At 69.4% G+C, this 13,230-nt stretch carries 13 protein-coding genes; 9 read left to right on the top strand and 4 right to left on the bottom strand.

The features are described 5' to 3' along the window. The first annotated feature begins 91 nt into the window (after positions 1-91). Complete coding sequence (locus tag AWC02_RS02410) at positions 92-553, top strand: NUDIX hydrolase (protein ID WP_085126884.1); 462 nt, start codon at positions 92-94, stop codon at positions 551-553. A gap of 106 nt (positions 554-659) precedes the next feature. On the opposite strand, the gene thiE is transcribed toward AWC02_RS02410, so the two are convergent. Next, positions 660-1,349 (bottom strand): thiamine phosphate synthase, encoded by a 690-nt coding sequence (gene thiE / locus AWC02_RS02405; protein ID WP_085126882.1) that lies wholly within the window; start codon positions 1,347-1,349, stop codon positions 660-662. Between the two features lie 61 nt (positions 1,350-1,410). Here thiE and thiO point away from each other — a divergent pair, with 61 nt between their 5' ends. From thiO to AWC02_RS02365, 8 genes are all read left to right on the top strand, one after another. Further along, positions 1,411-2,427 (top strand): glycine oxidase ThiO, encoded by a 1,017-nt coding sequence (thiO, locus tag AWC02_RS02400; RefSeq protein WP_085126880.1) that lies wholly within the window; start codon positions 1,411-1,413, stop codon positions 2,425-2,427. 50 nt (positions 2,428-2,477) lie between these two features. Continuing rightward, complete coding sequence (gene thiS, locus AWC02_RS02395) at positions 2,478-2,675, top strand: sulfur carrier protein ThiS (RefSeq protein WP_046319713.1); 198 nt, start codon at positions 2,478-2,480, stop codon at positions 2,673-2,675. Next, positions 2,668-3,429, top strand: a complete 762-nt coding sequence (gene thiG, locus AWC02_RS02390) for a thiazole synthase (protein WP_046319684.1) — start codon at positions 2,668-2,670, stop codon at positions 3,427-3,429. Before thiS ends, thiG begins: the two co-directional genes overlap by 8 nt. A gap of 34 nt (positions 3,430-3,463) precedes the next feature. Then, on the top strand, positions 3,464-4,222 hold the full coding sequence (locus AWC02_RS02385; RefSeq protein ID WP_085126878.1) for an SGNH/GDSL hydrolase family protein: 759 nt from the start codon (positions 3,464-3,466) through the stop codon (positions 4,220-4,222). A gap of 90 nt (positions 4,223-4,312) precedes the next feature. Continuing rightward, the gene (locus AWC02_RS02380) at positions 4,313-5,758 is read left to right on the top strand and encodes a M28 family metallopeptidase (RefSeq protein ID WP_419179194.1); all 1,446 of its coding nucleotides are present in this window, start codon (positions 4,313-4,315) and stop codon (positions 5,756-5,758) included. Then, positions 5,755-7,212, top strand: coding sequence for a M28 family peptidase (locus AWC02_RS02375; RefSeq protein ID WP_085126876.1), 1,458 nt, complete (start codon positions 5,755-5,757; stop codon positions 7,210-7,212). The genes AWC02_RS02380 and AWC02_RS02375 overlap by 4 nt, the downstream gene beginning before the upstream one ends. Positions 7,213-7,310: 98 nt before the next feature. Continuing rightward, positions 7,311-8,597, top strand: a complete 1,287-nt coding sequence (locus AWC02_RS02370) for a TetR/AcrR family transcriptional regulator (RefSeq protein WP_165757828.1) — start codon at positions 7,311-7,313, stop codon at positions 8,595-8,597. Between the two features lie 314 nt (positions 8,598-8,911). Continuing rightward, positions 8,912-9,913, top strand: a complete 1,002-nt coding sequence (locus AWC02_RS02365) for a beta-ketoacyl-ACP synthase III (RefSeq protein ID WP_085126874.1) — start codon at positions 8,912-8,914, stop codon at positions 9,911-9,913. On the opposite strand, the gene AWC02_RS02360 is transcribed toward AWC02_RS02365, so the two are convergent. Genes AWC02_RS02360 through thiC form a run of 3 tightly spaced genes read right to left on the bottom strand, consistent with a single transcriptional unit; the run spans position 9,914 to position 13,028 of the window. Then, positions 9,914-10,549 carry an alpha/beta hydrolase family protein gene (locus tag AWC02_RS02360; protein WP_085126872.1) on the bottom strand — a complete coding sequence of 212 codons (636 nt, stop codon included), beginning with the start codon at positions 10,547-10,549 and terminating at the stop codon, positions 9,914-9,916. After that, positions 10,546-11,385, bottom strand: a complete 840-nt coding sequence (gene thiD / locus AWC02_RS02355; RefSeq protein WP_085126870.1) for a bifunctional hydroxymethylpyrimidine kinase/phosphomethylpyrimidine kinase — start codon at positions 11,383-11,385, stop codon at positions 10,546-10,548. Before thiD ends, AWC02_RS02360 begins: the two co-directional genes overlap by 4 nt. Beyond that, on the bottom strand, positions 11,385-13,028 hold the full coding sequence (gene thiC / locus AWC02_RS02350; protein WP_085126975.1) for a phosphomethylpyrimidine synthase ThiC: 1,644 nt from the start codon (positions 13,026-13,028) through the stop codon (positions 11,385-11,387). The genes thiD and thiC overlap by 1 nt, the downstream gene beginning before the upstream one ends. Between the last annotated feature and the right edge of the window lie 202 nt (positions 13,029-13,230).

Below are 13,230 nucleotides of genomic sequence, written 5' to 3'. Positions count from 1 at the left end.
GTCCGCGGGGACTCTCGCTGCGGTTGGTGTCGAAAACGTCGCGCGATCTCGCCAGAACCGAGACCTTGCCAGTGCCGATACGCTTCCATGCGTGCGTGGTGACGGCGATGGATGGGCGTTCTCCGACACCGGCGCCCGGTTTTGGGGCCGGCATGGTGCGGCAGGTCTGCTGCTGAGGGCACCGCGTCCGGACGGTGTGCGCACCGTGTTGCTGCAGCATCGCGCCTGGTGGAGTCATCAGGGCGGGACCTGGGCATTGCCCGGTGGTGCTCGCGACAGCCACGAAACCGCCGAAGAGGCCGCCATCCGCGAGGCGCAGGAAGAAGCCGGCCTGCCCGCGGATCGGATCGTGGTGCGGGCGGCGGTGGTGACCGCGTCGGCCAGCGGAACCAGCTGGACCTACACCACCGTGGTCGCCGACGCCGACGAACTGCTCCCGGTGGTGCCCAACGGCGAGAGCACCGAACTGCGGTGGGTGGACGAACACGAGGTCGCCGGGATGCCGTTGCACCCGGGTTTTGCCGCCAGCTGGGAGTTGTTGCGCGGGTATTGAGCCGTATTGAGCCAGCAGCCGCCGCCCCCCGCGCGCGGCGAACGTGCACTCAGGGCGAGAAATGCGGGGAAATCTCGGTCTCAGTGCACGTTCGGCGGCGCCGGGATCATGGAGTGTCCGCCAAACCCGCCCGCAGGGCGGCAGCGGCCGCGCGCGGATCCTCGGCGGCGGTGATCGCCCGCACCACCACCACCCGGCTCGCCCCGGCCGCGACCACCTCGCCGAGCCGGTCGAGATCGATGCCGCCGATGGCGAACCACGGCTTGGGGTCGTGGCGGTCCGCGGCGAAGCGCACCAGCTCCAGTCCCGGTGCGGAGCGGCCCGGCTTGGTCGGGGTGGGCCAGCACGGCCCGGTGCAGTAGTAGTCGACCGCCTCGACCAGCGCCGTGGCGACCTGGTCGCGGTCGTGGGTGGAGCGGCCGATCAGCACGTCGGGTCCGACGATCTCGCGGGCGGCCGGCAGGGGCAGATCGTCCTGGCCCAGGTGCAGCACGTCGGCACCCGCGGCGCGGGCGATGTCGGCACGGTCGTTGACCGCCAGCAGCGCCCCGTGCCGGCGTGCGGCGTCGGCCAGGATCTCGCACGCCGCCAGTTCGCCTCGCGCCTCCAGCGGGCCGAACCGCTGCTCGCCCGCCGAGCCCTTGTCCCGCAGCTGGATGATGTCCACGCCACCGGCCAGGGCGGCGTCGGCGAACTCGGCCAGGTCGCCGCGTTCCCGGCGGGCGTCGGTGCACAGGTAGAGCCGGGCCTGGGCAAGCCGATCGAGGCGGGACGGACGGTCGGAGCGTTTATGCACACCGCGACGCTAGCGGCTAGCTTGGTGTGTTGACACGCGAGCAGGTGGAAGGGAGCAGCACATGCCCGCACCCTCGCTCGGTTCGCTGGCCGTGATCGGCGGCGGCGTCATCGGGCTGTCGGTGGCGCGGCAGGCCGCCCGTGCCGGGTGGACGGTGCGGGTGCACCGCACCGCCGAGTTCGGCGCGTCCTGGGTGGCCGGCGGCATGTTGGCCCCGCACAGTGAGGGCTGGCCGGGCGAGGAGCAGCAGCTGCGGCTGGGCCTGCGCTCCCTGGAGCTGTGGCACGACTTCCTCGACGGGCTGCCCGCTGAGCTGGTCACCGCACGCGAGTCGCTGGTGGTGGCCGCCGACCGCGCCGACGTGGCCGACCTGCGCAGGGTCGCCGATTGGCTGTCCGCGCAGGGCCATCCGGTGTTCTGGGAGTCCGCCGCCCGCGACGTCGAGCCGCTGCTGGCCGGCGGCATTCGGCACGGATTCCGCGCCCCCACCGAGCTGGCGGTCGACAACCGCGCGGTGGTGGGCGCGCTGGTCACCGCCTGTGCGGAACTCGGGGTGAGCTGGGCGCCGCCGGTGCATGACCTGGCCGAGGTGGCCGCCGATGACGCTGTGGTGATCGCCAACGGGATCGACGCCCCGGCGCTGTGGCCCGGCCTGCCGATCCGGCCGGTCAAGGGGGAGGTGTTGCGGCTGCGCTGGCGCAAGGGCTGCCTGCCGCCGCCGCGGCGGGTGATCCGCGCCCGGGTGCACGGCCGCGCGGTCTACCTGGTGCCGCGCCCGGACGGCGTGGTGGTGGGCGCCACCCAGTACGAACACGGCCGGGACACCGCGCCCGCGGTCTCCGGGGTCCGCGACCTGCTCGACGATGCCTGCGCGCTGGTCCCGGCGCTGGGGGAGTACGAGCTGGCCGAGTGCGCCGCGGGCCTGCGGCCGATGACCCCGGACAACCTGCCGCTGGTGCACCGGCTCGATGCGCGGACGGTGGTGGCTGCCGGACATGGCCGCAACGGGTTCCTGCTGGCACCGTGGACCGCTGAACAGGTTGTGTCCGAACTACTTCCGGTGGGAGTGCAGCAATGATCATCCGCGGCGCCGACGATGCAGAGCGAAGCGATGAGGAGGAGCGGCGCATGATCGTCAATGTCAATCAGAAGGCGGTGGAAGTGGCCGAGCAGACCACGGTCGCGGCGCTGCTGGCTTCGATGGGGTATCCCGACCGCGGCATCGCGGTGGCGGTCGACGAGGCGGTGCTGCCGAAGTCGCGATGGTCCACCCCGCTGTCCGACGGTGCCCGGCTCGATGTGGTGACGGCGGTGCAAGGTGGTTGACGCCTCGAAACTGACTATCGCCGGCCGGGAGTTCAGCTCTCGGCTCATCATGGGAACCGGTGGGGCGCAAAGTCTTACCGCTCTGGAAGAGGCTTTGGTGGCCTCCGGTACGGAGCTGACCACGGTCGCGATGCGCCGCGTCGACGCCGAGGGCGGAACCGGCATGCTGGATCTGCTGAGCCGGCTGGGAATCACTCCGCTGCCCAACACCGCCGGCTGCCGCAGTGCCGCCGAGGCGGTGCTGACCGCCCAGCTGGCGCGCGAGGCCCTCGGTACCGAATGGGTCAAGCTGGAGGTCATCGGCGACGAGCGCACGCTGTTGCCCGACGGCATCGAACTGGTTCGTGCTGCAGAGCAATTGGTCGACGACGGGTTTGTCGTTCTGCCCTACACCAATGACGACCCGGTGCTGGCCCGCCGGCTTGAGGACGCCGGATGCGCGGCCGTGATGCCGCTGGGCTCGCCGATCGGCACCGGCCTGGGCATCGCCAACCCGCACAGCATCGAGATGATCGTCGCGGCGGCCGGGGTGCCCGTGGTGCTCGACGCCGGCATCGGCACGGCCAGTGATGCGGCATTGGCCATGGAACTCGGGTGCGACGCGGTGTTGCTGGCCACCGCGGTGACAAGGGCGGCTGATCCGCCGGCGATGGCCGCGGCCATGGCTGCCGCCGTCACCGCCGGGTATCTGGCGCGCCGCGCCGGCCGCATCCCCAAGCGGTTCTGGGCACAGGCGTCGAGCCCGGCCCTATGAGGCCGACCGGGCACCTCCAGGCAGGCCGGCGGGCGTGAACCGCTATGTCGCCCTGGGAAGTTCGATGGCGGCAGGTCCCGGAATCCGTCCCCGCGCCACCGGGGCGCCCCGGGCCTCGGGCCGCTCCGCGCACAACTACCCGCACCTGGTCGCCCGGGCGCTGAACCTCGATCTGGTCGACGTCACGTTCTCCGGTGCCACCACGGCCCATCTGCTCGGCGAGCGCCAACACGGCGCGCCACCGCAGATCGACGCCCTCGACGGTTCGGAATCTTTGGTCACCGTCACCATCGGCGGCAACGATGTCGGCTATGTGCCGCTGCTGATGGCCGCAACGCTGCCCGTGCCATTGCAGCGGCTGCCCGCTGTGGCGAACCTGCTCGATCAGCAGCAGCGCGAGCGAGCGCTGGGCGAGGTCGAGGCGGCGCTGCGAGCGGTGGGCGCAGCCGTGCGGGACCGGGCGCCGCACGCGCGGGTGATCTTCGTCGACTACCTGACTCTGCTGCCACCGGCCGGGGTCCGGGCCGGCCGGCTGCCGGTGGGCGTCGTGGACCTGGCCCGGCACGTCGCCACCACACTGGAACGCCACACCGCTGCGGCGGCGGCCGCGACCGGCTGTGAGATCGTCCGGGCCGGCCATGCCAGCCGCGAGCACCATCCGTGGTCGGCACGCCCATGGACGGTGGGCGCGGGCCTGCCGCTGCCGTGGCGGCCGTGGCCGTTTCATCCCAACGCCGCCGGGATGGCCGCGGTCGCCGAGTTGGTCGCCGTGCACTGCGGCGGCCGGGCCTGAGTCCATACCCCGTGTGCACCCACTAACGTGGGCACGGTGGAGTACAAGTCGAAGTTGATCCCCGCCCTGAGCGTCGTGCTGGTCAGTGCACTGTTCGGCGCCGGCTGCAGTCGCACCACCGAAGGGGTCGAGCACGCAGTGGATCCCGCCGCGGCGGTGGATTTCGCCAATGGCCTGCGCGACAAGGTCGCCGTGGACGCGATGATGGCCCACCTGCAGAAGCTGCAGGAGATCGCCGATGCCAACAACGGCACCCGCGCCGTCGGCACCCCTGGCTACGAAGCCAGCGTCGAGTACGTGGCCGGCACTCTGCGTGAGCACGGCTTCGATGTACAGACTCCGGAGTTCGTCGCCCGGGTGTTCAAATCCGAGCCGGGGTCGGTGCAGCTTGGCGGCAAGACCGTCGAGGCCCGCGCCCTGATGTACAGCCTCGGCACCCCGCCCGAGGGAGTCACCGGCCCGCTGGTGGCCGCCCCGGCTGACGACAGTCCGGGCTGCAGCGCCGAAGACTATGAGGGGCTGGCGGTCAAGGACGCCGTCGTGCTGGTAGACCGCGGCACCTGCCCGTTCAAGGAGAAGATGGCCGTGGCCGTCGAACTGGGCGCGGTGGCGATGGTGGTTGCCGACAGCGTCGACGAACCCAAGATGGGCGGCACGCTGGGCGAGCAGACCGAGGTCAAGGTTCCGGTGGTGAGCGTGACGAAGGCTGACGGAGCGATGTTGCGGGCCGGACACGGCCCCATGACGGTCAAGCTGGACGCGCACACCGACAACATCCCGGCCCGCAACGTGATTGCTCAGACCAAGACCGGAGCCACCGACAACGTCGTCATGGCCGGGGCGCACCTGGACAGCGTTCCCGAGGGACCGGGCATCAACGACAACGGATCGGGTGTCGCTGCAGTGCTGGAAACCGCGCTGCAGCTGGGACATTCGCCGGAGGTGCACCACGCCGTGCGGTTCGGCTTCTGGGGGGCCGAGGAGCTCGGCCTGATCGGATCGCGCAAGTACATCCAGTCGCTCGACGTCGAGCAGCTCAAAGACATCGCGCTGTATCTGAACTTCGACATGCTGGGTTCGCCGAATCCGGGCTACTTCACCTACGACGGCGACCAGTCGCTGCCGCTGGACAAGCGGGGTCAGCCCGTGGTGCCCGAAGGTTCGGCCGGTATCGAGCGGACGCTGGCCGCCTACCTCAAGTCCGCCGGCAAAGAGCCGCAGGACACCTCGTTCGACGGCCGGTCGGACTATGACGGCTTCACCCAGGCCGGTATTCCGTCCGGCGGGCTGTTCTCCGGCGCAGAGGCCAAGAAGTCCGCTGAGGAGGCGGAGCTGTGGGGCGGCACCGCCGACGAGCCCTTCGATCCGAACTATCACCAAAAGGGCGACACCATCGAGAACATCGACCGCGACGAACTGGCCCTCAACGGCCGCGGTGTGCCCTACTCGATCGGGCTGTACGCGCAGGATCTCAGTGGCCGCAACGGAGTTCCGGTCCGCGACGACCGCACCCGCCACATTCTGACCCAGCCATGATCCGCCCGGCGGGAGCCCTGCTGGTCGCCGTCGGCGTGCTGGCGGGCTGCTCGCCGGAGCCGGCCCAACCGCTGCTGCCCGACCGGCTCGCCGAACAGGTCACCGGGGCGGCGATGCTCGTGCACCTGCAGCGACTGCAGGAGATCGCCGACGGGCACCAGGGGAACCGGGCCGACGGAACGCCGGGCTTCGACGCCAGCGCCGACTATGTTGCCAATGCCCTGCGCGACAGGGGTTTCGAGGTGACCACCCCGGAGCTGACCAGGTTGGACACCACCTCGCCGGGCAGGCCCACGCTGACTGTCGGCAGCATCGGCTATCCGGTCGACCAGGCCTCGCTGCTGGTACGCACGCCGGCCGGCGGGGTCAGCGGCCCGGTGATCCGGCCGGCGCGACCGTCGGGCTGCGCGGCCGCCGACTACCCGACCGACATGCCCCGCGGGGCGGTCGCGGTGGTCGGCGATGCCGACTGTTCGGTGGTGGTCAAGCAGGATGCGGCAGCGCAACGCGGAGCCGAGGCCCTGGTGGTGGTGAGCCCGCCGAGTCGCGCCGGAGCGCCCGCCGGATTGTTTCCGCCCGACTACTACGACCAACTGACCATGCCGGTCGCGGTGGCCGGGCGCGACGCGGACGGTGCGCTGCGCCGCGCGACTGGCCGGGTGAAGCTGGTGCTGGACGGCGAAACCGTCAAGACCACCTCGCGGAATATCTTGGCGCAGACGAAGACCGGCTCCGAGCGTGACGTGGTGGTGGTGGGCTCGCACCTCGACGGTGCGCGGGGCGGGCCGGGAATCAACAACAACGGTACGGGCGTGGCCGCAGTGTTGGAGACGGCGTTACAGCTGGGACCGCAACCGGAGGTGGCCAACGCAGTCCGGTTCGCGTTCTGGGGCGCTGCTGAACAAGGGCTCGGAGGTTCCAGCGACTACGTGTTCGGGCTTGATCGTGATCAGCTCAACGACATCGCGCTCTACCTCGACTTCGACATGCTGGCCTCGCCCAACCCCGGCTACTTCACCTACGACGGCGACCAGTCGGCGCTGCCGAGCCGCGACATCGCCGCGTCCGACGTGCCGCTGGGTTCGGCCGGAATCGAGCGCACGCTGGCCGGCTACCTCAACCTGGCCGGGGTGCGGCCTGCCGATATGCCGCTGACCAGTGACACCGACTACAGCCCGTTCCTCGTCGCCGGGGTGCCGGTCGGGGGGATCACCACCGGGGCATCTGCGCTCAAGACCGCCGCGCAGGCCCGGTTGTGGGGTGGAACGGCGGGTGCGGCGTTCGACCCGAACTACCGCGGCCCCGGGGACACCGTCGAGCACATCGATCAGGGCGTGTTGGAGCTAACCGGCGCCGCAGCGGCGTTCGCAGTGGCACACTATGCACAGTCCATCGGCGGACCCAACGGGGTCCCGGCCCGCGACAAACGTCAGCGGGCGCCACTGGGGCCGTAGGAGCAAACGGACTCAACGTCGAGGCCGCTGTAGGCCGTTAACCCGGCTGTGTTAATAATGCTGTGCACGTGACAAAGCTGACCTGAGTTGATCGGGGGGTGGTGACCTCGCTAGGTGCCACGAACGACCCTGTCGCCCGTAATGGTGCCCGGATTAAGCGGCGCCCCAAAGATCGCAAGGCCCAGATCACGCGCGCTGCCGCGGAGACCTTCAGCGCACAGGGCTACCACGCCACCAGCATGGAGGCGATCGCTTCCAAGGTCGGGATCTCAGCGCCGGCGCTCTACCGGCACTACCCCAGCAAGTACGAGATGTTCGCGGTCGTCGTCGGCTCGCTCGGTCAGCAGTTGGTGGATTCCACGGCCTTCATCGATGAGGTCTCCGATGGCGAGGTGAACGATGATCCCTCGGCGGTGCTGGACCGGATCATCGAAGGACTCATCACCTCCTCGATCATCAACCGCGAGGCCAGCGGACTGTTCCGGTGGCAGGCCCGCTATCTGCAGCCCGACGACTACACCAAGCTCATGGCGCAGATGCAGACGGTCGGTGCTCGCCTGAAGCGGCCGATCGCCGTTCTGCGTCCCGAACTGAACTCCCTGGAGCAGTGGACCCTGACGGTGGCGCTGGTCAGCGTCACCCGCAGCATCATCGGGCACCGGCTGCAACTGCCGGACGACGAGATCAAGCCGCTGCTCATCGCCGCGTCGCGATCACTGGTCGCCGCGCAGCTGCCGCGAGCCGAGGAGATCGGGGTCAGCCGGCCCTCGGTGTGGCGCATCTTCACCCCGGACGCCGGCCCCTACGAGGCGCTGCTGCACTCGGCGGTGCTGCTGTTCGGCAAGCAGGGATATGCCGAGACCGGCGTGACCGAGATCGCCGACGCCGTCGGCGTGCCGGCGTCCGGCGTCTACCGCTACTTCTCCAGCAAGAGCGACATTTTGACCACCGGGCTGCAGCGCGCCGTGGATCGGATCGCCGGCGAGATGTCGGCCATCGCCGGTGTCTTCGCCGAGCCGGACGAGGCGCTGCGCCGGTTGATCGAGGCCTACGTGGCCACAATATTCGCCAACCCCGAATTGGCGTCGGTCTATGACACCGAGCGGGTCAACCTGGCTCCCGCGGAGCGCGAACTGTTGCGCGATTCCGAACGGGCGTTCATCGAAACCTGGACCCGGCCGCTCATGACCATCCGGCCGGAGCTGGATCGCAAGCACGCGAAGTTCTTAGTGCACGCGCTGGCAGCACTCGTCGACGACTTGAGCCGGGTGGCCCGAGGCGGCGAGATCCCCGGTCCCGGATTCCTTGCCGGGGGACCGGGGTACGCGCAGGCCTGCCTGCGCAGACTGATGGAGTCCATCGTGTTCGACGGGATCAAAACCTGACGCGGATCGGCGAACCGCGCGGCTTGTGAGGCGGTTCCAGCTTCGCCTCTCCTGCGTCGAGCCTCGCTGAACCGCGCGGCTTGTGAGGCGGTTCCAGCTTCGCCTCTCCTGCGTCGAGCCTCGCTGAACCGCCTGTGGAGCAGTCGATTTCGTAGTCCTCAAGGTCGCTTCGCCGCTGGGATTGACGTAGTACGACCGTGACCCGGCGCAGGCGTCCACCGCCGCGGATAATGCACCGGTGGGCGTGACGGCTCGTAAGGGCCGTTATGGTAGGCGCTTGATTCAGCTGTTGCCTACTACCGAGAGACGTCCTGTTGAGCGAAATTCGCCACCCTGCGGCATCCAGATCGATTGGTCTGCTCGGCGTCGGGGCTGCTCGCCCGGCTCGGGTGGTCACCAATGACGAGATATGCGCGCGTATCGACTCCTCCGACGAATGGGTCTATTCCCGGACCGGGATCAAGACGCGCCGTTTCGCCGGGGACACCGACACGACGCTGAGCCTGGCCGTCGAGGCCGGCCGCGAGGCGCTGTCTCAGGCCGGTGTCGACGGGTCCGGGGTCGGCGCGGTGATCGTGGCGACCAGTACCAACTTCCGGCAAACACCGTCGTGTGCTCCCGCGGTCGCAGTCGCCCTCGGCGCGAAAGGCGTCCCCGCCTTCGACGTGGCCACCGGCTGTGCGGGATTCGGCTATGCCCTCGGCGTGGCAGCGGATCTGTTGCGCGGCCGCACTATCGACACCGCGGTGGTCATCGGCTCTGAGGTGCTGTCCCGGACCATCGACATGGACGATCGCTCGAACTGCTTCATCTTCGGGGATGGCGCCGGTGCGGTCGTGGTCGGCGAGACGACGGGCAATGGCATCGGACCGACGGTCTGGGGCAGCGACGGCGAGAACTGCGAAGCGATTCGCCAGGACATCGACTGGATCAGCTACACCGAGCAGCCGCACGGCCCCCGGCCGTACCTGCGCATGGATGGCAATGCGGTATTCCGGTGGGCGGCCTACGAGATGAGCGGGGTGGGGCAGCGCGCCATTGCGGCGGCCGGACTGCAGGCGCACGACATCGATGTCTTCATTCCCCACCAGGCCAATTCCCGGATCAACGCGCTGATCGCCAAGAGCCTTGAGCTTCGTCCCGACGTGGTTGTCGCCAACGACATCGAGAACAGCGGCAACACCTCGGCGGCGTCCATCCCGCTGGCGATGGAGCAGCTGCTGTCCGGCGGCCTCGCCAAGTCCGGTGACCTGGCTCTGCTGCTGGGGTACGGATCGGGTCTGAGCTACGCGGCCAGCGTCGTCACGCTGCCCTGATCAGCGGGTTTCGCCGAGCAGTCGCAGCGCCGCGTCGACCGCCAGCGCCGGGACGTCCAGGGTCTTGGATGCCAGATCGTGGCGCGCGCCGGTGATTTCGACGACGTCGTGCGGCGCGGGAATCAGCGCGGCGGCGGCGCGGATCTCCGCGCAGGTGCCGAAGCTGTCGGAGCTGCCGTGCGTGAACACCGTCGGTACGCCGATCTGGGGCAGATGCTCGGTGCGGGTGCGCTCCGGCTTTCCCGGTGGGTGTAGCGGATAGGAGAACAGCGTCAACAGGTCGACGCGTGCGTCGCCGGCGGCCACTACCATCGAGGTCTGCCGGCCGCCGTAGGAATGACCGCCGACGATCAGCGGACCGTCGGCCAGGGCGCGGGCGTATCCGATCGCCTCGGTGATCCCGTCTCGGTCCCCGGCGCCCGATCCCGACGGCGGGCCTTTGGGACGGCGTCGCCGGAACGGCAGGTTGTAGCGGATCGCCAGGAATCCGCGGCGAGACCATTCGTCGCACAGCCGCTGCAGCATCGGGGAATCCCGGTCGCCCCCGGCGCCGTGGGTCAGCGCCACCACGCCGGTGGGTGCGCCGGCGGGGTGATGGGCGACCCCGGCCAGTTCCGGCAGTTCTTCGCAGCTCATGAGCCGTCGAGCCCCAGCCGGAACAACGGCGAGACGGGGCCGTGTCCGTGGCCCAGCGGGTATGCGGCGCGCAGGCACTCGGTCACCCAGCGTTTGGCGAACGCCACCGCGTCGGCAACGCCGAGCCCATGGGCCAGCGCGGCCGCCGCGGCCGCCGCGAGCGTGTCGCCGGCGCCGTGGTCGTCGGCGGTGGCCACCCGTGGGCCGGGGAACTCCAGGAAATCGGTTCCGTCGTAGAGCAGATCCGGGCTGTGCTGCGCCGAGGGCAGATGCCCACCTTTGACCAGTGCCCACTGCGGTCCCAGCGCATGCAACGCGCGTGCGGCCGCACGTTGGGAGGCGGCGTCCACTACTTCGATGCCGACCAGCAGTCGCACCTCGTGCAGGTTGGGGGTGACCAGAGTGGCTAAGGGAAACAGCTTGTCCCGCAGTGCGTCCAGTGCCGATTCGGCCAGCAGTGCATCGCCGTGCATGGACGCCGACACCGGATCGACCACCAGGGGGACCGTCAGGCCCAGTTCCCGCCAGGTGTCGGCCACCGCGGTGATGATCGGCGCGGAGGCCAGCATGCCGGTCTTGGCGGCCTGGATTCCGATGTCGGGCACCACCGCGGTGATCTGGGCGGCGACGGTGTCCGGTGGCACTTCATGAAAGCTTTTGACTCCCACGGTGTTTTGGACGGTCACTGCGGACACCGCGACGCAGGCGTGAACCCCGAGCAGCGCACAGGTGCGCATGTCGGCCTGTATGCCCGCTCCGCCGCCGGAATCCGATCCGGCCACGGTGAGGATGCGTACCGGTGTGGCCCCGGGCGGGGCCAGTGGCAAAAACCCCACTAGGAGGAGATGGGCAGGTACACCCGGTTGCCGTGGTCGGCGAACTCGGCTGACTTCTCGGCCATGCCCTGCTGGATGGCGGCGTCGATGTCCTCCTGGCTCTGCAGCCCGTGCTCGCTGGCGTAGTCGCGGACATCCTGGCTGATGCGCATGGAGCAGAACTTCGGGCCGCACATCGAGCAGAAGTGCGCGGACTTGGCCGGCTCGGCGGGCAGTGTCTCGTCGTGGTACTCGCGGGCGGTGTCGGGGTCCAGCGACAGCGCGAACTGGTCATACCACCGGAATTCGAAGCGCGCCTTGGATAGTGCGTTGTCACGCTCCTGGGCGTGCGGGTGTCCCTTGGCCAGGTCGGCGGCGTGCGCGGCGATCTTGTAGGCGATCACCCCGTCCTTGACGTCCTTGCGGTCGGGCAGGCCCAGGTGCTCCTTGGGGGTGACGTAGCACAGCATCGCGGTGCCGGCCTGGGCGATGATGGCGGCGCCGATCGCCGAGGTGATGTGGTCGTAGGCCGGTGCGATGTCGGTGGCCAGCGGCCCAAGCGTGTAGAACGGCGCCTCGTCGCACCATTCCTCTTCCAGCCGGACGTTCTCGACGATCTTGTGCATCGGGACGTGGCCCGGGCCCTCGATCATCACCTGTGCGCCGCGGGCTTTGGCGATCTTGGTCAGCTCACCCAGGGTGCGCAGCTCGGCGAACTGGGCTTCGTCATTGGCGTCGGCAATCGAACCGGGCCGCAGCCCGTCGCCGAGGGAGAACGTCACGTCATAGCTGGCCAGGATGTCGGCCAGTTCCTCGAAGTGGGTGTACAGGAACGACTCCTGATGCCGCGACAGGCACCACGCCGCCATGATCGAACCGCCGCGCGACACGATCCCGGTGACCCGCTTGGCGGTCAGCGGCACGTAGCGCAGCAGTACCCCGGCGTGCACGGTCATGTAGTCCACGCCCTGCTCGCACTGCTCGATCACGGTGTCGCGGTACAGCTCCCAGGTCAGTTTGGTCGGGTCGCCGTTGACCTTCTCCAAGGCCTGATAGATCGGCACGGTCCCGATCGGCACCGGCGAGTTGCGCAGAATCCACTCGCGGGTCTCGTGGATGTCCTTTCCGGTGGACAGGTCCATGACGTTGTCGGCGCCCCAGCGGGTCGCCCACACCAGCTTGTCCACCTCTTCGGCGATCGAGCTGGTGACCGCGGAGTTGCCGATGTTGGCGTTGATCTTCACCTTGAACGCCTTGCCGATGATCATCGGCTCCAGCTCGGGGTGGTTGTGATTGGCCGGGATCACCGCCCGACCGCGGGCCACCTCGTCGCGAACCATCTCGGCGGGAAAGCCCTCGCGGGCGGCGATGAAGGCCATCTCAGCGGTGATCTCACCGGCTTGGGCGCGCTGCAGCTGAGTGCCCCGATCCCGCACCACACCGGGGCGCGGCGGCAGGCCCCGGTGCAGGTCGATGTCGGCATGAGCGTCGGTGTAGGGCCCCGAGGTGTCGTAGACGTCGAAGTGCTCACCGGTGGTCAGGTTGATCCGCCGAAACGGCACCTTCATGACTACGCCGCCGGGGGCTTCGATCTCCCGGTAGACCTTCTCGCTGTAGGGGATGGGCCCGGTGGTCACCTGCGGCTGGACTGCGACATCAGTCATGATCTTCCTCTCCCTTGCCGGAATTACCCGGTCAGGTTCGTACGGTCGACGGCTCGGGCCGTCCTCTCAGCGCACCGGTTGCGCTCCCGCGGTTGTGTGGTGTGTGCACTGCGATCCGTGCACCTGCCACGCTATCGCAGCCGGGCAGCCGGCGTAAGGCGCTGTGCGGGGTGCGGAGCGAGGGGGCCGGACGGGGATTAGG

Source organism: Mycolicibacter engbaekii (assembly GCF_002101585.1).
In the GTDB taxonomy this organism is placed as follows: Bacteria; Actinomycetota; Actinomycetes; order Mycobacteriales; family Mycobacteriaceae; genus Mycobacterium; species Mycobacterium engbaekii.
This window is presented reverse-complemented; position numbering and strand designations above follow the sequence as displayed.

Bases quoted from the DNA above. Each gene is read 5' to 3' on its own strand.
- thiO (WP_085126880.1), top strand. From the start codon at position 1,411: ATGCCCGCACCCTCGCTCGGTTCGCTGGCCGTGATCGGCGGCGGCGTC.
- thiS (WP_046319713.1), top strand. From the start codon at position 2,478: ATGATCGTCAATGTCAATCAGAAGGCGGTGGAAGTGGCCGAGCAGACC.
- AWC02_RS02375 (WP_085126876.1), top strand. From the start codon at position 5,755: ATGATCCGCCCGGCGGGAGCCCTGCTGGTCGCCGTCGGCGTGCTGGCG.
- AWC02_RS02360 (WP_085126872.1), bottom strand. From the start codon at position 10,549: ATGAGCTGCGAAGAACTGCCGGAACTGGCCGGGGTCGCCCATCACCCC.
- thiC (WP_085126975.1), bottom strand. From the start codon at position 13,028: ATGACTGATGTCGCAGTCCAGCCGCAGGTGACCACCGGGCCCATCCCC.